Origin of the sequence: Dyella terrae (genome assembly GCF_022394535.1) — a bacterium.
In the GTDB taxonomy this organism is placed as follows: Bacteria; Pseudomonadota; Gammaproteobacteria; order Xanthomonadales; family Rhodanobacteraceae; genus Dyella.
This window is the reverse complement of sequence record NZ_CP089414.1, coordinates 4,914,115-4,932,695: the sequence shown is the minus strand read 5'-3', so window position 1 is coordinate 4,932,695 and position 18,581 is coordinate 4,914,115. Positions and strand designations below refer to the sequence as shown.

Here is an 18,581-nt window from a genome sequence, read left to right as displayed (position 1 = left end):
CCCGATCGCTGAGGCTAGGGAAAGAGAGCGCTACGCTTCCCTACCCCTGTGGAGAGCTCGCCACGTAACTGCGGTGTCCGTCTGCCTTGCCTTTCTGCACTAAAGCAGGAGCAACGCGACCTGCCGCGATGTGCAGCGCAGCTGCACGAGCCGTCCGCCTTCGCCTTTGACCGTCGGGCCCCCTGTGCGGCGGTGAGGGGTGGACGAGAAGGCCCGCAGGGGGGATCGGCAGGGATGCCGATCCCTTTTCGCCGGGGCAGGAGCCCCATCGAAAAGCCCGGCCACCCCTCACGAACTGGCCGGCTTCACCGGCCAGCGCCAAGTGGGGGTGCCCTTTCTTCGGGTTACTTTCTTTACTCCGGGCATCCTGCCCTCCGCCCTTCGGGCCGGCTTCGCCGTTCGCACGCGCTCCTGCGCGTGCGTGGGCATGCAAAGAAAAGTGACTCGGCCTCCGGTAGGAGGGCGAAACGCCCGCCGCAGGCGAGCCAGGTCGCCGTCTCGCGACAACCGAAAGCAACGTCACTGGATCCCTGCCTTCGCAGGGATGACGGCTCTTATGAAGCCGCGAGGTCAGATTGACCCCTCACCCCAACCCTACGCCCCCGCCACCAACGGCAAAATCGACTCCCGACTCAACTGGGCAATCAACAAATCACCCGGCGTCACCGGGTCGACCCAGCACACCGCCTCAATCTCCGCCCGAGCAACGAAAAGCCCGTCCGCTGCGACCTCGTAAACCTCGGCCTCAACGACATGCCCAAGCTCATTAGCCGCCGGTGCGCTGAACCGCCCCAACCATCGCGCACCCTCACGCCGCATGACGCACCCCAGTTCCTCGTGCAGCTCACGCGCCAACGTGTGCAAGTCATCGTGATCATCCGCGTCGCGCTTGCCACCCGGCTGCTGCCATACGGCCGCGCCACGCTTACGCACCATCAACACCCTGCCCTGTTCATCGCGGATCACCGCAGCAACGATGCGGATGATCTGTCCGCTCACAGCCGCGAAAACGCCCAGGACTGCATGCGACCGTCTTTGTACGGCATCACCCCATGGAACGGCCGCGGGTCACCGTCGAACACCAGCGGCAAAAAGTGGCGGTCGCCCTCCCACATCGGCAGCTCCATCAACCGGTCGACGGGCACCCACTCCAGTGTGCCCTCCGGGTTGGAAGTGAGGGGCGTGCCGCTGTAGCGGTCGATCACGAAGATGAAACCCAGCCAGTCTTCGCCTTGCTTGCCGAAACCAGGCCAGTTGAGCGTGCCGCGCAGCGACATCGACTCGCAAATGATGCCAGCCTCCTCGAGAATCTCGCGGCGCATGCAGGCGGCAATGTCTTCCTCGGGCTCCATCTTGCCACCCAGCCCGTTGTACTTGCCCAGATGCATGTCATCGGGCCGCGAGTTGCGGTGGATCATGAGGACTTGCCGACGATCCGGCGACAACACATAGCCGAGAGTCGCGACGATGGGTGTGTATGGCATCGATACGCTACGGTGGGGAAAGCGGCCAGTATAGTCAGGCAGGGTGTCAGAGGTTCTGCGCGATCCGCCACAGTACCCCGCTAGGATCGGTCAGCACGAAGTCGCGCATGCGCCAAGGCTGATCCTGCGGCTGCACAAACCGCACGCCATAGCGGTCAATGACGGCGCAGTCCTGTACGTGCGCCCACCATGCATCCACGTTCGCCACGAGCAAGTGCATCATGAAGTTTCCCGCCAACGCCTCCTCGTAGAAGTTCTGCAGCAGGAAGCTGGTGTGGCCGCGCCGGAAGTAGGTGAGGTTGCTATCGGACCAGCCCTCCTCGAAGCCCAAGTCGCGGTAGAACGCCTGGCTGAGCGCGTAGTCCCGCGCTGGGACGAAGGCCTTGATCTCCACCGTATCCAGATCACGCATGCGCCGCTCCCTAGCTCTATGGGGATGGCCAGACATGCTAGCTGGCTTCCTTTCTTCAATCATGCGTCTCGCCGGACTTGCATCCGCCCGGTCTGGGCGGCGACCATCGTGGCATGTCCATCGTCTCAGGCCACCTCTTGCCCTGTCTGCGCCGTTCGCTGCGCTGGTTGCTGCCCTGTGCCGTTGTGCTGGCAGCGGGCTGTGACCACCAGGCGCAACCGGTAACCAGCAAGGAAGAGATTTTCGAGGGCCAGAACTTCCGCTTAGTCAGCATCGACCTGAAGCGTGAAACGCTCAGCCTGCATTGGAAGGACCCGGAAAGCGGCGAGCCTTTCGGCACCATCAATGCGTTGCGCCAATGGGGTATGTCGCATAACCGCCGCATGCTGTTCGCCGCCAATGCAGGCATCTACGACCGCCAGTTCGCGCCACTGGGCCTGTACGTGGAGAACGGCAAGACCTCGGTGCCACTCAACCTTGCCCACGGCAATCCCGCTTCGGGCAATTTTTCGCTGCTACCCAACGGCGTATTTGCCATCTATCCCGACGGCCACGCCGCCGTGCAGACCAGCGCCGCGTTCAAGGCGGCGGGGAAAACGGCCCAATGGGCCAGCCAGTCCGGCCCCATGCTGGTAATCGATGGCAAGCTCAACGATCAGTTCATCGACGACTCCAACAGCCTCAAGTGGCGCAGCGGCGTGTGTGCGAAAACCCCACACCACGTCGTGTTCGCCGTGAGCGAGGCGCCGGTGAATTTCCACACCTTCGCGCGACTGTTCAAGGAAGAAATCGGCTGCCGCGACGCGTTGTACCTGGATGGCACCATTTCGCAGTTCTATGTGGAGGGTGAAGGCTACGCCGGCGCGCCCACGTTCATGGTGAAGCCCTACGCCGGGATCTTCGCGGTGTTTTCGCAATCCACGCCATGACCGCGCACGTCGGCGGTCTTTCCTCCTTCTTCCGGACCAAGCCACTCGCGCCATGACCCGACCCCGACGTTTCCGCTGGCTTCGTTACTTTCTTGGGACTTTGCTGATCCTGGTGCTGGGCACGATCGCCACCGGGTGGTTCTTGCTGGCGGGCAGCCGCGCGCAGCTCGATGGCGATGTGAAGCTCCCTGGCCTTGGCGATGCGGTCGCGGTCACCCGCGACGCACTGGGCACGACCACCTTCCAGGGCAAGAGCCGCGACGACGTCACTTACGCCATGGGCTACGTGCATGGGCAGGAGCGTTTCTTCGCGATGGACCTGATGCGCCGCCTACCGGCGGGCGAACTGTCCGAACTCGTGGGTGCGAAGGCGTTGGATACCGACCTCAACCATCGCCGTCATCGCCTGCGCAGCGTGGCGGAAGCTGCCTATGCAGCCTTGCCCCCGGACCAGAAGCACACGCTGGACCTGTACGCCGCGGGCGTGAACGCCGGTCTCGCGCACCTGCATGTGAAGCCATGGGAATACCTGTTGCTCAGCACCAAGCCGCAGGCGTGGCGCCCCGAGGACAGTTTCCTCGTCATCGCAGCGATGTACCTGGACCTCAATGGCGACGGCCGCGACGAGCGCGAATTGCACATGGCCCAGTTGCGCAACGTACTGCCTGCGCCGGTCGCGGACTTCCTGCTCTCGCCCGACCCGGACTGGGAGGCGCCGCTGCAGGGCGATCTCTCGCATCCACCGGTGATCCCAGGCGCCGATGTGTTCGACCTGCGGAAGGCAGCTCCCACTACCAGCGGTGATAGCAGCGCGGTGACTGCTGCCCTGCTTCCCGCGCTGGATGCGGCGCGACCGGGCAGCAACAACTTTGCCGTTGCCGGTAGCCTGACCGAAACCGGCGCTGCCATCGTCTCGAACGACATGCACCTGAGCCTGCGCGTGCCCAACATCTGGTTCCGCGTGCGCCTGCGCTATCCCGATACCACCGCACCCGGCGGCCAACGCGACGCCAACGGCGTGTCGCTGCCCGGCACGCCTGCGCTGGTGGTCGGCTCGAACGGCCAGGTTGCCTGGGGCTTCACCAACAGCTACGGCGACTGGGCCGACTGGGTGCGCGTGCAGCGCGACCCGAATGACACCTCCCGCTACAAGGTGCCCGAAGGTTGGGCCACCATCGAGACGCACGACGAAGTCATCCGCATTAAGGACGCTCCCAGCCACACCCTGAAAGTGGAAGGCACACGCTGGGGCCCGATCATGGGCAAGGACCTGGACGGCACGCCGCTGGCGCTGGCCTGGATCGGCGACCGACCGCGTGGTTACAACCTTGGCATGATGCAGCTGGAGCATGCCGACAGCGCGCACGCCGCGCTCGATCTAGCACCCGGCATGGGTATGCCACCGCAAAATCTGCTCGCCGGCGATAGTGCCGGCCATATCGGCTGGACTGTCACCGGCACCTGCATTCCACTGCGAAAAGGCTTTGACCCGCAGCTGCCGGCCGACTGGTCCGCTGCTGACACTGGCTGGACGGGGTGCGCCGAGGCATCGCAATACCCACGCATCGAAGATCCCGCCGACGGCCGCCTGTGGACTGCCAACAACCGCACCATCGATGGCGCGGAGCTGGAGCTGCTCGGCAACGGCGGCCACGACCTGGGCGCGCGAGCACAGCAGATTCGCGACGATCTACGCGCCCGCAACAGTTTCACCCCTGGCAACATGCTCGATGTGCAGCTCGACAACCGCGCCGTGCTGCTCACGCGCTGGCAGCGCCTGCTGCAGGACACGTTGGCGGGCACGCACGATCCAGACCTGGAACAACTGCGCCAGCTCACAGCGACATGGATTGGCCGCGCATCGATCGACAGCGTGGACTATCGATTGGTACGCGCCTTCCGCGACAAGGTGAAAGAGAAAGCGCTTGCTCCCTTCGTTGCTGAAGTGAAAGCCAAGCACGATGATTTCGCCTGGCCAGGCTTGGTCGATGCCGAAGCCGCGGTGTGGACGATGGTGCGCGATCGCCCCATGAATCTGCTGGATCCGAAATACGACAACTGGAATGCGTTGCTCAACGCAGCCGCGCACGATGTAGCGGATGAACTTGGAAAGCAGCCGGGCGGCCTCGCCGCCCACACGTGGGGTGAACACAACCGCACGGACATCCGCCATCCATTGTCGCGTGCCCTGCCCGGCTTCATCGGCCGCTTCCTCGACATGCCCGACGAGCCCGTGGCAGGCGATCACAACATGCCCCGCGTGGTCTCGCCCGGCTTCGGCGCCTCCGAACGCCTGGACGCCATGCCCGGTCACGATGCACAGAGCATCCTGCACATGCCCGGTGGCCAGAGCGACAACCCGCTGTCGCCGTACCACGGCGCGGGCGAAGAAGACTGGGTAAACGGACGACCGACGCCGCTGCTGCCGGGGCCGGACCAACACACGTTGACACTACTTCCCGCCAAGGGATAAGCGAAGAAAAGAGCCGCCCAAGGGCGGCTCTTTTCTTTACCGCACCAAGACCCGCGTCACTTGGTCGACTGAATAGCCTCGGACAATCCCGGCACGAACTCCTTGCCGTGCGGGACCGTTGCCGTCGATGCTTTCAGCGCGTTGCCGATCGGCTCGACCCGGCCCGCCAGGCACTTGCCCAGGAACTGCTCGGCTACGGCGTTAAAGGCAATGCTGTTCTCCGGACGCGCAAAGCCATGGCCTTCATCAGGGAACAGCACGTAGGTCACGGGGATCTTCTTTGCGTCCATGGCCTTCACGATCTGATCCGACTCCGCTTGGTTCACACGGGGATCGTTGGCGCCCTGTCCGATCAGCAACGGGCGCTTGATGTCGTCGGCCTTGAACAACGGCGAGCGATCATGCAGCAGTTTCTGGCCGTCGGCCGTGGAGGGATCGCCCATGCGGTTGTAGAACTGCACCTTGAGCGCTTCCCAGTACGGCGGAACAGTCTTGAGCAGCGTATTGAGGTTCGACGGGCCCACGATATCGACGCCGCAGGCGAAGGTATCGGGTGTATAGGTCAGGCCGACCAGCGTGGCGTAGCCGCCATATGAGCCACCCATGATCGCTACCTTGTCCGGCTCGGTGATGTGGTTTTTCACCGCCCACTGCACGGCATCGATCAGGTCGTCATGCATCTTGCCGGCCCACTCCAGGTTGCCGGCAGTGATGTACTTCTTGCCGAAGCCGGTCGAGCCGCGATAGTTCACCGACAACACCGCGTAGCCGCGATTAGCCAACCACTGGTGGTAGCTGTTGTAACCGTAGGTGTCACGCGCCCAGGGACCACCGTGCACAAACAGCACCAAGGGCAGTGGCTTGTCCGGACGACCGGCATGCGCCTTGTCGCTGCCAGCGGGCAGCGTCAGGTACGACACCTCGGTGAGGCCGTCACGCGTGCGGATCTCTTCCGGATACATGGGCGACAGCGTCACCTTCTCTAGCTCCGGGCGATTCACGAACAGCTTGTCGAGCTTCTTCGCCTTGCGGTCATAGAGATAGGTGGTGGCCGGCGCCGTCACCGGGTCGATGGTCACCGTCCACTCATCGTCCGCATCGGTGCGCGAGCTAATGCCGATATTGCCCTTGAGCTCCGACTTGATGAAATCGAGGTCACCCTTCACCGCCGGATCGATGGCCGTCCATTCCGTTTTCAGGTACTGCGAGGCATAGGCTTGCGCTTTGCCTGTCTTCGGATCGGTCAGTACGTCGTCGATATCGGCCTTGGGGTTCTCCGCAAGCACGGTGGTCTTGCCACTCGCTACGTCTTGCGCAACCAATGCCGCCGTGTCGCGATCGCGCGAGTCGATCCAGTACAGCGTCTTGCCGTCGGCGGTGAAGCTCAGCGGAGCGGTGGTGAGCGAATCATCCAACCCCACGCTGGCGAATGGCTTGGCTTCCACCTTGCCCTGCTCAAATCGATAGAAGTCGGTGCCGCCATCGGGACGCGCCTTCGAGGCCAACCTTAGCGTGAGCGAATCGTCGGCGGTGAAAGCAGCATAGTCGCCGGTGTTCTCGAACACCTTGGTGAGCTTGCCGTCCTTCAGATCGACGCTGTACACGTCGTGCCAGCGCGGATCACGATTGTTCACACCAATCAGGATGCGGTCCTTGATGTGCGTGCTAGTGCCGACAACCTCCACGCGCGTTTTCTGGAAAGGCGTTAGCAACTGCGCCTTGCCATCCTTCACGCCCACCTTGTAGAGCAGGAAGTTTTCGTCGCCGCCCTTGTCGTTGACGTAGAGGATGGAGGAGGAGTCTGGCGCCCAGAAATACTGGCGAACGGGGCGTGCCTTGTCGTCGGTCAACGCACGCGCCTGATCCAGATGATCCACAGGCGCCACCCACACATTCAGCACACCATCGCGTGGCGCGATCCACGCGAGCCACTGTCCATCGGGACTCAGCCGCCCCGCCACTCGGCTGGGGTTGCCGAACAACGCGGTACGTTCGATCAGTGGAGCATTCGTCGATGCAGCAGGGACATCAGCCCACGAGGGGATGGCCACACAAGCGGCCGCGATGGCCGCCACGAGCAATAGCTTGCGCATGCATATCTCCTTTACACGTGCGTGAGGGAAAGTTACTTGCCGGTGAAGCAATGACCTCGAACAAACACGAACCAGAGCGACGATGCATGCGCATCGCCGTTCGCTAATCGAGCAGACGCCTGCAGACAGCCTCATACAGCGCCGGCAGCTTTTCCAGATCAGCCACCGACACGCATTCGTCCACCTTGTGAATGGTGGCATTCACCGGCCCCAGCTCCACGACTTCCGCACCCAGCGGTGCAATGAAGCGACCGTCGGAGGTACCACCACCAGTGCTCTCTTCCGGCGAGATGCCGCAAAGCTCTTTGCACACCGACACGACCGCGTTACGCACCGCGCCACCGGGTGGCGTGAGGAACGGTTCGCCCGATAGCGTCCACTCGATCTGCCAATCCACGCCATGCTTGTCGAGGATGGTCTCGGCGCGCTTGCGCAGGTCTTCCGCGCGGCTCGCTGTGCTGTAGCGAAAATTGATCAGCGCCGTCAGCGTGCCGGGAATCACATTGTTGGCACCGGTGCCTGCGTTGAGGTTGGACACCTGCAAAGACGTCGGCGGGAAATCCTGGTTGCCCTCGTCCCAGCGCTCCGCTGCCAACTCAGCCAACGCGGGCGCGAACGCGTGGATCGGATTGCGCGCTTTCTCGGGATACGCCACATGCCCCTGGATACCCCGCACCAGCAACGTGCCCGACAACGAACCGCGTCGCCCGACGCGGATCAGGTCACCCAGTTTCTCCTTCGACGAAGGCTCGCCCACCACACACCAGTCGATGCGCTCGCCGGTGGCGCGAAAGTGCTCGGCCACGCGACGCACGCCATCGAGATTGTCCGGCCCTTCCTCGTCGCTGGTCAGCAGCAGACCGACTCGCCCGCGGTGATCGGGATGCGCCTTCACGAAGGCCTCCAGCGCCACCACCATCGCCGCCACGCCGCCCTTCATGTCGGCCGCGCCGCGGCCATACAGATAGCCATCGCGGATCGTCGGCTCGAACGGGTCACTCTTCCAGTTCTCGACCGGCCCAGACGGCACCACGTCGGTGTGCCCCAGGAACACGAGCAACGGACCGCCACTGCCGTGGGTCGCCCACAGGTTGTCGACCTCCCCGAAACGCAAATGCTCCACCCGAAAGCCCACCGCTTTCAGGCGCTCGCCGATCAGTGCCTGGCAACCGGCATCGTCGGGCGTCACCGAACGGCGGCGAATCAATTCAGAAGCGAGATCGAGAACGTCCGACATAGGGCCTGCGGGAGATCAGTGAGGTCTATGGAGAATAGCAAGGCTGCCCCCGGGGGGCCTTGGCCGGAAGACACTGGCCCCCCCCCCCTTGAGCGGCGCAGCATTCGTTGGTAAGCCATCGTATACATACGAACACATAGCTTTCATCAAGGAGAACGGCTGTGTCCGACAGCCTGGCCGGCCTCGTGAACAGCATGAGGCAGGACATTGGCGCCGGCTCGCATGCTTCGACATCGGAGTCACCGCAGCACGATGCGAATCAGGCAAGCCATCAGGGTGGGCTGTTGTTCCAGCAAAATTGGAAATCCAAGGATTTTCCGTTGCCGAAGACGAAGACACCGAACGCGAATCCCAACGGCAACGATGAAAAAGCCTGTCAGACGTTTGCGTTGAGCGAAAAAAACCCGCCTTCCGGCGGGCTTTTTTTGGACCCATCGGCAAACAGCCAGCGATCAAGCCGCCAGCGCGACGCCCAGCACATGTCCCACGACATAAGTGACGCTGGCGGCAGCCACGGTAATGGCCAACTGGCGTGCGATCGAGAACACCATGCTGCGCCCTGTGAACAAGGCGGTGCCCATGCCGATCAACACCAATCCCACAACCGCCGACACGATGCTGCCGGTGAACGCGGCACCACCCTTGAGAAAGAGATACGGCGCGACAGGAAACAGTGCACCCAACGCAAACAGGCAGAACGAAGAGATCGCGGCACCCCAGGCCGATCCGCCAAGCTCTTCCGGGTCAATGCCCAGATCCTCGCGAACCAGTGTGTCGAGCGCCGTACGCGGCCGCTCGGAGATCTGCTCCGCCAGTGCATCCGCCGTCTTCGGCTCCAAACCCTTGTCGCGGTAGATACCCGCAAGACTCAGGGCACCATCTTCCGGTGACACCGCCAGCCGTTCCGCACGTGCCGCAATCTGCGCCTGATAGAACTCGCGCGAGCTGTTGACCGACAGCCACTCACCCAGCGCCATGGAGCACGCACCCGCCACCAGACCAGCGAAACCCGCCAGCAGGATGGCGTGGTCGCCCGATGCGGCACCGGCCATGCCCATCACCAGGCTGGCGTTGGAGACCAGGCCGTCGTTGGCGCCAAGAACAGCGGCACGCAACGTATTGCCGCTCTGCGTGCGATGGCGGCCGCTTCGCGTGACAGGCGCAGCGGGTTCCTGGAAATGATCCCGATGACTGCTGCGATCCACCGGTGTCGGCAAATGATCCGCATGTTCCAGGCGCACGACGGTTGGCATCACGAACTCGGTGCCAAAGCGACGCGCGAACCAGGTCAGCACATGCACGCGCCGACCCACGCGGGCAGCAGGCACCGCCTCCCCCATCTGCTTCAGGCGCTCTTCCCAGAACGTTGCATTCGCACGCTCGCCGTCGGCAATACGACGATAAGCACGACGCAACGGCTCGTCCGAGGCGAGCTCGGCGAGGTTGTCGTAAAGCACAGCATTGTCGCGCTCGATACGCAGGTTGGTGCGGTAGTGCCGTGCCGAGCGCGGTTTCGTCATGTCACTGGCCAAACAGCTTCTTGAAGCCGTTGTCCGTGAAGCCCACGCTGACCGAGCCATCGTCTTGAACGACTACCGGACGGCGCACGAGCGCGGGATACTCCTTGAGCAGCAAGGTCCACTCCGGATCGCTGCCTGGGTCCTTGCGCTGCGGAAGCAGGTTGCGCCACGTGGTGGACGACTTATTCACCAGCTTTTCCCAGCCACCCAACTGCTGCGCCCACGCCTTGAGCGTGGTTGCCGGCACAGGATTCGCCCGGTAGTCAACGAAGGTATAAGCCACCTCGAAGCGATCGAGCCATTTACGCGCCTTGCGGCAGGTGTCACAGGTGGTGAGGCCGTACAGGGTCACGCTCATTCAGCGCTCCGCAGCAGCTCGTTGATGCCGGTCTTGCTGCGCGTCTTTTCGTCCACCTGCTTGACGATGATGGCGGCATACAAGCTGTGCGAGCCATCCTTCGCCGGCAGGCTGCCCGCTACCACCACACTGCCCGCAGGCACGCGGCCGTAGCTGATCTCGCCGGTGGCGCGGTTGTAGATGCGCGTGGACTGGCCGAGGAACACACCCATGCCGATCACGCTGCCCTTCTCCACAATCACGCCCTCAACCACTTCCGAGCGCGCGCCGATGAAGCAGTTGTCTTCGATGATGGTCGGGTTGGCCTGCAGCGGCTCCAGCACACCACCAATGCCCACGCCACCGGAAAGATGCACGCCTGCGCCAATCTGCGCGCACGAGCCCACGGTGGCCCAAGTGTCGACCATGGTGCCCGCGCCAACATAAGCACCAATGTTGACGTAGCTTGGCATCAGCACCGCATCTTTCGCGATGTGGGCGCCACGGCGCACCAGCGCGCCTGGCACCACGCGCGCACCCAAACCTTCCAGCTCCACATCGTTGCCATGTGCAAAACGCAGCGGCACCTTGTCGAAGGCCAGCGCCGGGCCGCCATCCACCACGCGGTTGCCGTTGAGGCGGAAGTAAAGCAGCACCGCCTTCTTGATCCACTGGTTCACCGTCCAACCGCCCTTGCCGTCGGGTTCGGCGACGCGGCGCTCGCCGGATTCCAGCAGGTCGATCACCTGCTCCACGGCCGGACGCAAATGCGTGTCGATCTCAGCCTGGGTCAGGTCATTGCGACGGTCAAAGGCATCGTTGATAAGAGTTTCGATGGTTTGCATGGCGCTCACAGCTATGAATATCGGAAGAAGCGGCCATGCGAAGGCCGCGGGGACACGTGATTCTGACAAGAAAAGCCGTCTATCGCGAGTCAGGCCCGCCTTTCCTTTGCCGGCCCCAGCCGCTCGAGCAATGCGTGCAACAGGCGATCCTGCAATTCGACGCTGAGGGGTGCATCGTGGCGGTCGGTGATGAGGAAGAAATCCTCCACGCGCTCGCCGAAGGTCGCGATGCGTGCATCGTGCACGCGAACACCGGCATCCGTCATGCCCTGCGCTACGGCAGCGAGCAGGCCAGGACGATCGCTACACACCAGTGCCAAGCGCGTGCGGCCCTGGACCGTACTGAAGGAAATCTTCGGCGTGGCCTGGAAATGCTTGAGATGGCGCGACATGCTCCGACGCGATGGCTGGTGCACATGACCCGGCTGCGACAACGCACGATGCAGGCGTTGTTTCAACTCGTCCGCACGCTCGGGCGTGGCGGGCTGCTGTGTATCCGATTCCAGCAGCAGGAAGGTATCCAGCGCCATGCCCGTCGGTGAACTGAGGACGCGCGCTTCCATGACGGAGAAATGCAGGCGGTCCAACATGGCCGTCACAGCGGCGAACAAACCGTCGCGATCAGGCACGTAGACAAACAATTCGGTGGTACCGCGCACCGACTTCGGATGAACTTCGATCAGCGGCGTCTCGCCCTTGGCGCGCACGATGGCCGCCGTTTGCCAGGCGATCTGTTCCGGCCGGTGGCGCAAGAAACTCGACTCGGGAAATCCACGCCAAACGCGCTGACAGATATCGGCGCCGAACCCTTCCTCCTGCAGCAACGCCAGCGCCTGATCGCAGCAGCTACGCACCCGCGCATCCGCATCGGAAGGCAGTTCGTCCTCGCTGCGCAACGCATAACGGGTGGACGTGTAGAGGTCGGCGAGCAGCCTGTCCTTCCAGCCGTTCCATAGTTTGGGACTCGTGCCGATGATGTCGGCAATGGTCAGCAGATACAGATAATCCAACCGCTCCGTCGTGCCCACCGTGTCAGCGAAGCGATGCACCACATCGGGATCGGTAATGTCCTGCCGCTGCGCCGTCGTGCTCATCAGCAAGTGCCAGCGGACCAGCCAGGCGACCAGTTGAATATCTTCTTCCGATAACCCAAGCCGGCGGCCGAACGCGAGTGCGTCCTCCTCGCCGAGCACGGAATGATCGCCGCCACGCCCCTTGGCAATGTCGTGGAACAGCGCCGCCAGCAAGAGCAATTCCGGCTTCGGCAGCGTCGGCCAGATCTTGCAGGCAATGGGAAAGTCGTTCGCGGCTTCTGCGTCCGCAAAGCGCGCGACGTTGCGCAATACGCGCAGCGTATGTTCGTCGACCGTGTAGACATGGAACAGGTCGTACTGCATGCGGCCGAATACCTTGCCGAACGCAGGCAGGATCGCGGCGAGCAGACCGTGGCGATTCATGCGCCACATCGCCTCCACCGCCGGTGCGCCCAGTCGCAGCAAACGCAGGAAGGCTGCCAGTACGTCCGGATCATCACCCAACGTACGTTCCAACACCGCCGACGCTTGGTGCATGCGTCGCATGGTATCTGCTGTAAAGCCGGTGATGCCTCGCTCGCCGAGCCGCGCAATGAACGCTTCGACCAGCGTGGCCGGCCGACGCATGAAGAGATCGGAATCGCGCAGCGCCAAGCGCTTGCCACAGCGTACGAAATCCTCGCCTACCGGCTGCGGCGTCGCCGGTGGCTCCAACATTTCCTCGAATCGCTCGGCAATCTGCACGCCCAATCGCTCGACCTGGCTGGCGGCGCGATAATAGCCCTGCATGAATTGCTCCACGCCGAGGTTTTTCTCGTGCTCGTCCTGGAAGCCCAGTCGCGCGGCGAGCGCTCGCTGGTAGTCGAACAGCAGACGCTCTTCCGCACGCCCCGCTTCCAGATGAAGCGCATACCGATAGCGACGAAGTGTGGCTTCGGATTGTTCGAGCGAATCCTTCTCGGCCGGATCGAGCAGGCCTTCTACAACCATGTCGTCAAAGTCGTCCGCATGCGCAAGGCGGCGCCCCAGCCAACGCAACGCATCGAGCGTGCGCAAACCGCCAGGACCATCCTTGAGATTGGGCTCGAGGTTGTATGCCGTGTCGTTGTAACGCGCGTGGCGTGCGTCCCGCTCAGCCAGGCGCACTGCCAGATACTCCGCTGGCGGCCACATCGACGGATCGTCGACAATGGCCTTCAGCCCGGCCTCCATCACCGGATCACCCACTAGCCGTCGCGCATCGAGCAAGCTGGTGAACACGCTGGCGTCCTGCTTCGCCAACGCTCGACATTGCGGAAGGTCACGTACGGCGTGACCGACCTTCAGTCCGATGTCCCACAGTGTGGCAAAGCATTGCTCGAGCGCACGCAGGCGAGCTGGCTCCGACGGGCCGACCAGCGCAAGCAGATCAACGTCCGAATGGGGAAACAGCAGCCCACGTCCGAATCCCCCAACGGCAAACAACGCAGCATCGGTGACTTCGCCCAGGCAGGCCGTCCACACATGCACCACGATGCGCTGCACCGAATCGCCACGTCGGCGGGCCAATGCGGTGGCATCGGCCCCGTCGCGAAACGAGGTGGCGAGCGCGCGATCCACGTCACCCAACAACTGGCGCAACGCCCGTCTCGCCTCGGTCGACACGCCAGAGCGAGGCACGGCCACCGGCAGCCGCGGTAGCGGCGGAAGGCGGATCGGCAGAAGGGAATCGGTCACGTGCGCGATGCCATCGAAGCTGAAAGAAAGCAGGCGTCAACGATAGCAAGCGCGGTACGGGAAAAGGCGGATGCATCCACCAGGGAAGGCCCACCGTTTGACGGTGGGCCTTCGGGCACTGCGTTTAGAGCGGCTGTGCCGTACACATGGCCATGGACGAGGCCGAACCGATGAACTGGTAGTTAGCGTCCGTGACCGTCACGCTGGCCTGGATACGACCCTGCTTGCTCGGGCAATAGAACATGCAGGTGTCCTTGTCCGTACAGTTGGCCGGATAGATGACATTCAGTCCGTTGCTGTTGAAAGACCATGCGTAGTGGAGCGGCTGAGGCGACGTGGTGTTTGCCACGCTCACCTCGCAAATATCACTACCGCCGCAAAGCAGCGACACGCCGCTGGTCTGGGCCCGTGCCGACGTTGGCACTATGGCCAGACTGGCCATCAGAAACGCCCCGACTGCGAAAACGCTGAATAGTTTGCGCACTTCCCCTTCCTCCATCTCAGTTATCTCACCCCGAGCTGCGATCGTCGCATGCACTTGCGATTCGGGGTGTCCAGATGACGTGAAGGCGAAGCTTTTTGCGTTTTACTGGTCCGGCCAGGACGTCAGGATTTCGAACCCGTCGTCCGTCACTGCAATGGTGTGCTCCCATTGCGCCGACAGCGAATGATCCTTGGTCACTACCGTCCAACCGTCCGGCAGTTGCTTGGTCTGCGGCTTGCCCGCATTAACCATCGGCTCGACCGTGAAGGTCATGCCTTTCTTGAGTTCCAACCCGGTACCCGACCGACCGTAATGCAGCACCTGCGGCTCGTCGTGATAGACCTTGCCGATACCGTGGCCACAGTACTCACGCACCACCGAGAAACCGGCGGCTTCCGCGTGCTTCTGGATGGCCGCGCCGATGTCGCCCAGCGTCGCACCCGGACGTACCGCCTGAATGCCGTGCATCATGGCTTCATACGTGGTGTCCACCAGCCGCTTGGCCAGTACTGAGGGCGTACCCACGAAGTACATGCGACTGGTGTCGCCGTGCCAGCCATCCTTGATGACGGTCACGTCGAGATTGATGATGTCGCCGTCCTTCAGCACCTTGCCCGGGGTGGGGATACCGTGGCAAATCACGTGATTGACCGAGGTGCACAACGTCTTGGGGAAGCCGTTGTAGCCCACATTCGCCGGAATCGCCTTCTGCACGTTCACAATGTGCTCGTAGGCCAGCCGGTCGAGGTCTTCCGTGGTCACGCCCGGTTTTACGTGCTCCTTGAGCATGGCGAGCACTTCGGCCGCCAGCTTGCCGGCCTCACGCATGGCCTGGATGTCTTGGGGAGTTTTAAGGGTGACTGCCATAGTTCCACTCACATGGCGACTAACCGGCTGAAAATCCAGCGACTTGCCGCACCGCCGGCACGCCGGCTATAATTTCGAAGTTTTGCTGACCCGAGATATCCGTTTCTACGGCCTCGGCTGTCTTTGCAAAGCGGAGGGAGATTGTAACCGTCTTGCGGTACAACCCCTACAAGTCCTTGATTGGACACCTAAAACGCCACACACGCGTCGACACCGCCTTCGGGGTGCCCTGACCAGCCTTCCATGAATTGGGCTGACGGGGTCGAAGCCGGGGATGCGTGGAGGTCCCAACCCCCGGGCCAATCCCCCTTTGAACCAGGGCGGCCCAACAATCGGAGTTTTACCCATGGCACAAGTCACCATGCGCCAGATGCTTGAAGCAGGCGTGCATTTCGGTCACCAGACCCGTTACTGGAACCCGAAGATGGCCCCGTACATCTTTGGCGCCCGCGGCAAGATCCACATCATCAACCTCGAGAAGACGCTGCCGCTCTTCACCGATGCGATGCACTTCCTCTCGGCGATTGCGCAGAAGCGCGGCACCGTGCTGTTCGTTGGCACCAAGCGCTCGGCCCGCGAGCCGTTGGCTGAAGAAGCCGCACGCGCCGGCATGCCGTTCGTCACCGCCCGCTGGCTGGGTGGCATGCTGACCAACTTCCGCACCGTGAAGCAGTCGGTTGCCCGCCTCAAGGAATTGGAAGCCGCCGAGACCGACGGTTCTTTCGACCGCCTGGTCAAGCACGAAGTGCTGGCCCGCCGCCGCGAGCGCGACAAGCTCATGAATTCGCTGGGCGGCATCAAGGACATGAACCGTCTGCCGGACGCCCTCTTCATCATCGACATCGGTCATGAAGACATCGCCGTGCAGGAAGCCAAGAAGCTCGGCATCCCGGTCATCGCCGTGGTCGACACCAACTACAACCCGGAACTGGTCGACTACGCCATCCCGGGCAACGACGACGCCATCCGCGCCATCCAGCTGTACGCCCGCGCTGCCGCTGACGCCATCCTGGAAGGCAAGGCCGCTGCGCCGGCTGCCGCCCAGGGCGACGCCAACGAGTTCGTTGAACTCGACGAAGAAGGCAACCCGGTTGCCAAGGAAGAGCGCAAGGCTGCCCCGCGCCGTGACGACCGCAACAATCGCGGCCCGGCCAAGAAGGGTGCCGGCGCACCGCGTCGTGACGGTGGTCGCGGTGGCCGCAGCGGCCGCAGTGACGAACCCTCGTCGGACGGCGAGTAAGCCTTCCCTGCCCCGACCCGCAAGGGTCGGGGCGCATCAAAGCTTTTGAGGAACCCAGATGACCGCCATTTCCGCAAAACTGGTTAGCGAACTGCGCGAGCGCTCCGGCGCCGGCATGATGGATTGCAAAAAGGCGCTGGTCGAAAACAACGGCGACATTGACGCCGCTGTGGAATACCTGCGCAAGACCGGCCTGGCCAAGGCCGACAAGAAGGCCGACCGCGTCGCCGCTGAAGGTCGTATTGCCACGGCCCAGGCCAACGGCAAGGCCGTGCTGGTCGAAGTGAACAGCGAGACGGACTTCGTCGCCAAGGCGCCGAACTTCATCCAGTTCACCAACGAAATCGCTGAGGCCGTGCTGGCTTCGGGCGCTACCGACATCGACGCCGCCAAGGCTGCCGCCTTCCCGGGCGCCGACAACGTCGAGGCCGCCGCCAAGGCGCAGACCGCGACCATCGGCGAGAAGATCGAAGTGCGCCGCATTGCCCACGTCGCGAACGATGACCCCTTGGCCACCTACTCGCACGGCGGCAAGATCGGTGTGATCGTGGCGCTCAAGGGCGGCTCGGAAGAGCTGGCCAAGGGCATCGCCATGCACGTGGCGGCCATGAACCCGCCGCACATCAAGCCGGAACACGTCCCGGCCGAGTTCATCGCGAAGGAAAAGGAAATCGCGCTGAGCCAGATGACCGAGAAGGACAAGGCCAAGCCGGCCGACATCCTGGAAAAGATCATCTCCGGCAAGATCAACAAGATCGTCTCGGAAGTGACCTTGGTCGGCCAGCCGTACGTGCTCGACACCAACACCACCGTGGGTGACGTCCTGAAGAAGGAAGGCGCTGACGTTGTAGCGGTGATCCGCTTGGCCGTAGGCGAAGGCATCGAGAAGGTGCAGGAAGACTATCTGGCCGAAGTGGCCAAGGCGATGCAGGGCTAAGGCCTCGCACCACCTGTAGTCTCGAAGAAGCCGCGGACAACCGCGGCTTCTTTTTTTATGAAAGCCCTCCGCAGCCGCGCCGCCCTACCCCAAGCCGGCCATCCCACTGCTGCCTCCTTCGCCAACCCCGCGATGAAACAGGGTTTTCGCCTCCGCCAGCGGCACGAAACTCTTACCCGCTCGCGTCACTGCCGTTACAATGCGCGCGTTTTGCCCCACACAATCCGGAGACCCCATGAGCGAACCTATTAAGTACCGTCGCATCCTGCTCAAACTCTCCGGTGAAGCCTTGATGGGCGAAGCCGATTACGGCATCGATCCCAAGGTCATCGGCCGATTGGCCGACGAAATCATCGAAGTACAAAAAGCCGGCATCCAGATCGGCGTCGTCATCGGCGGCGGTAACATTTTCCGTGGCGCAGGCCTGGCTGCTGCCGGTATGGACCGCGTCACCGGCGACCACATGGGCATGCTGGCCACCGTGATGAACGCGCTGGCCATGCAGGACGCCATCGAGCGTCGCGGGGGCTATGCCCGCGTGATGAGCGCGATCCAGATCCACGACGTCTCGGAAGACTTCATCCGCCGCCGCGCCGTGCGCCACATCGAGAAGGGCCGCATCGTGCTGTTTGCCGCCGGTACCGGCAATCCGTTCTTCACCACGGACTCCGCTGCCGCTCTGCGCGCTGTGGAAGTGGGCGCAGACCTGCTGCTGAAGGCCACCAAGGTGGATGGCGTCTACACAGCCGATCCTGCACGACATGCTGATGCCACACGTTATGACACGCTCACCTATGACGAAGTGATCGAGCGGAAGCTCGCCGTGATGGACACTGCTGCCATCGCCCTATGCCGCGACCACGGCATGCCGCTGCGCATTTATGACATGACCGTTGCTGGCAACCTCATGCGCATCATGCATGGTGAGCACATCGGCACCATCGTCAGCGACCAGTAATCCGATCGGCCCTCT

16 protein-coding genes are annotated in these 18,581 nt (G+C 63.0%); 5 read left to right on the top strand and 11 right to left on the bottom strand.

All coding sequences use genetic code 11. The features are described from left to right. Nucleotides 1-594 precede the first annotated feature (594 nt). Genes DYST_RS21840 through DYST_RS21830 form a run of 3 tightly spaced genes read right to left on the bottom strand, consistent with a single transcriptional unit; the run spans nucleotide 595 to nucleotide 1,896 of the window. Entirely contained in the window at nucleotides 595-999 is a 405-nt protein-coding gene (locus tag DYST_RS21840; protein WP_239948380.1) for an NUDIX hydrolase, read from the bottom strand. Continuing rightward, entirely contained in the window at nucleotides 996-1,484 is a 489-nt protein-coding gene (locus DYST_RS21835; protein ID WP_102303937.1) for an NUDIX hydrolase, read from the bottom strand. The genes DYST_RS21840 and DYST_RS21835 overlap by 4 nt, the downstream gene beginning before the upstream one ends. Before the next feature lie 46 nt (nucleotides 1,485-1,530). Continuing rightward, nucleotides 1,531-1,896, bottom strand: a complete 366-nt coding sequence (locus DYST_RS21830) for a VOC family protein (protein ID WP_239948379.1) — start codon at nucleotides 1,894-1,896, stop codon at nucleotides 1,531-1,533. Nucleotides 1,897-2,009: 113 nt separating this feature from the next. On the opposite strand from DYST_RS21830, the gene DYST_RS21825 reads away from it, so the two are divergent. Next, nucleotides 2,010-2,825 (top strand): phosphodiester glycosidase family protein, encoded by an 816-nt coding sequence (locus DYST_RS21825; protein ID WP_239948377.1) that lies wholly within the window; start codon nucleotides 2,010-2,012, stop codon nucleotides 2,823-2,825. A gap of 52 nt (nucleotides 2,826-2,877) precedes the next feature. Next, a complete protein-coding gene (locus DYST_RS21820; protein ID WP_239948375.1) occupies nucleotides 2,878-5,298 on the top strand; it encodes a penicillin acylase family protein in 2,421 nt (806 codons plus the stop codon). Nucleotides 5,299-5,354: 56 nt separating this feature from the next. On the opposite strand, the gene DYST_RS21815 is transcribed toward DYST_RS21820, so the two are convergent. The 8 genes from DYST_RS21815 to map form a co-directional block, all read right to left on the bottom strand. Then, entirely contained in the window at nucleotides 5,355-7,391 is a 2,037-nt protein-coding gene (locus tag DYST_RS21815; protein ID WP_239948373.1) for a S9 family peptidase, read from the bottom strand. A gap of 103 nt (nucleotides 7,392-7,494) precedes the next feature. Next, nucleotides 7,495-8,628: a succinyl-diaminopimelate desuccinylase gene (gene dapE / locus DYST_RS21810; protein ID WP_239948372.1), complete on the bottom strand. Its 1,134-nt coding sequence runs from the start codon at nucleotides 8,626-8,628 to the stop codon at nucleotides 7,495-7,497. 452 nt (nucleotides 8,629-9,080) lie between these two features. Beyond that, nucleotides 9,081-10,148, bottom strand: a complete 1,068-nt coding sequence (locus tag DYST_RS21805; RefSeq protein WP_239948370.1) for a VIT1/CCC1 transporter family protein — start codon at nucleotides 10,146-10,148, stop codon at nucleotides 9,081-9,083. 1 nt (nucleotide 10,149) lies between these two features. After that, entirely contained in the window at nucleotides 10,150-10,506 is a 357-nt protein-coding gene (locus DYST_RS21800; RefSeq protein WP_239948368.1) for a Spx/MgsR family RNA polymerase-binding regulatory protein, read from the bottom strand. Beyond that, nucleotides 10,503-11,486, bottom strand: coding sequence for a 2,3,4,5-tetrahydropyridine-2,6-dicarboxylate N-succinyltransferase (gene dapD / locus DYST_RS21795; RefSeq protein WP_428994000.1), 984 nt, complete (start codon nucleotides 11,484-11,486; stop codon nucleotides 10,503-10,505). The genes DYST_RS21800 and dapD overlap by 4 nt, the downstream gene beginning before the upstream one ends. Further along, nucleotides 11,420-14,080 (bottom strand): [protein-PII] uridylyltransferase, encoded by a 2,661-nt coding sequence (gene glnD, locus DYST_RS21790; protein WP_239948358.1) that lies wholly within the window; start codon nucleotides 14,078-14,080, stop codon nucleotides 11,420-11,422. The genes dapD and glnD overlap by 67 nt, the downstream gene beginning before the upstream one ends. 124 nt (nucleotides 14,081-14,204) lie before the next feature. Beyond that, a complete protein-coding gene (locus DYST_RS21785) occupies nucleotides 14,205-14,522 on the bottom strand; it encodes a hypothetical protein (RefSeq protein ID WP_239948356.1) in 318 nt (105 codons plus the stop codon). A 144-nt stretch (nucleotides 14,523-14,666) separates the two neighbouring features. Continuing rightward, complete coding sequence (map, locus tag DYST_RS21780; protein WP_102303928.1) at nucleotides 14,667-15,431, bottom strand: type I methionyl aminopeptidase; 765 nt, start codon at nucleotides 15,429-15,431, stop codon at nucleotides 14,667-14,669. A gap of 346 nt (nucleotides 15,432-15,777) precedes the next feature. Here map and rpsB point away from each other — a divergent pair, with 346 nt between their 5' ends. The 3 genes from rpsB (at nucleotide 15,778) to pyrH (ending at nucleotide 18,566) form a co-directional block, all read left to right on the top strand. Beyond that, nucleotides 15,778-16,671, top strand: coding sequence for a 30S ribosomal protein S2 (rpsB, locus tag DYST_RS21775; RefSeq protein WP_102303927.1), 894 nt, complete (start codon nucleotides 15,778-15,780; stop codon nucleotides 16,669-16,671). 58 nt (nucleotides 16,672-16,729) lie between these two features. Continuing rightward, nucleotides 16,730-17,608, top strand: a complete 879-nt coding sequence (tsf, locus tag DYST_RS21770; RefSeq protein WP_239948354.1) for a translation elongation factor Ts — start codon at nucleotides 16,730-16,732, stop codon at nucleotides 17,606-17,608. Between the two features lie 235 nt (nucleotides 17,609-17,843). Continuing rightward, complete coding sequence (gene pyrH, locus DYST_RS21765; RefSeq protein ID WP_102303925.1) at nucleotides 17,844-18,566, top strand: UMP kinase; 723 nt, start codon at nucleotides 17,844-17,846, stop codon at nucleotides 18,564-18,566. Nucleotides 18,567-18,581 lie beyond the last annotated feature (15 nt).

What these genes read in the sequence shown, in the direction of transcription:
- rpsB (WP_102303927.1), top strand. Translation starts at nt 15,778, where the DNA reads ATGGCACAAGTCACCATGCGCCAGATGCTTGAAGCAGGCGTGCATTTC.
- DYST_RS21820 (WP_239948375.1), top strand. Translation starts at nt 2,878, where the DNA reads ATGACCCGACCCCGACGTTTCCGCTGGCTTCGTTACTTTCTTGGGACT.
- DYST_RS21805 (WP_239948370.1), bottom strand. Translation starts at nt 10,148, where the DNA reads ATGACGAAACCGCGCTCGGCACGGCACTACCGCACCAACCTGCGTATC.
- DYST_RS21830 (WP_239948379.1), bottom strand. Translation starts at nt 1,896, where the DNA reads ATGCGTGATCTGGATACGGTGGAGATCAAGGCCTTCGTCCCAGCGCGG.
- dapE (WP_239948372.1), bottom strand. Translation starts at nt 8,628, where the DNA reads ATGTCGGACGTTCTCGATCTCGCTTCTGAATTGATTCGCCGCCGTTCG.
- map (WP_102303928.1), bottom strand. Translation starts at nt 15,431, where the DNA reads ATGGCAGTCACCCTTAAAACTCCCCAAGACATCCAGGCCATGCGTGAG.
- DYST_RS21835 (WP_102303937.1), bottom strand. Translation starts at nt 1,484, where the DNA reads ATGCCATACACACCCATCGTCGCGACTCTCGGCTATGTGTTGTCGCCG.
- DYST_RS21825 (WP_239948377.1), top strand. Translation starts at nt 2,010, where the DNA reads ATGTCCATCGTCTCAGGCCACCTCTTGCCCTGTCTGCGCCGTTCGCTG.
- pyrH (WP_102303925.1), top strand. Translation starts at nt 17,844, where the DNA reads ATGAGCGAACCTATTAAGTACCGTCGCATCCTGCTCAAACTCTCCGGT.
- DYST_RS21800 (WP_239948368.1), bottom strand. Translation starts at nt 10,506, where the DNA reads ATGAGCGTGACCCTGTACGGCCTCACCACCTGTGACACCTGCCGCAAG.
- DYST_RS21815 (WP_239948373.1), bottom strand. Translation starts at nt 7,391, where the DNA reads ATGCGCAAGCTATTGCTCGTGGCGGCCATCGCGGCCGCTTGTGTGGCC.
- DYST_RS21785 (WP_239948356.1), bottom strand. Translation starts at nt 14,522, where the DNA reads ATGGCCAGTCTGGCCATAGTGCCAACGTCGGCACGGGCCCAGACCAGC.
- tsf (WP_239948354.1), top strand. Translation starts at nt 16,730, where the DNA reads ATGACCGCCATTTCCGCAAAACTGGTTAGCGAACTGCGCGAGCGCTCC.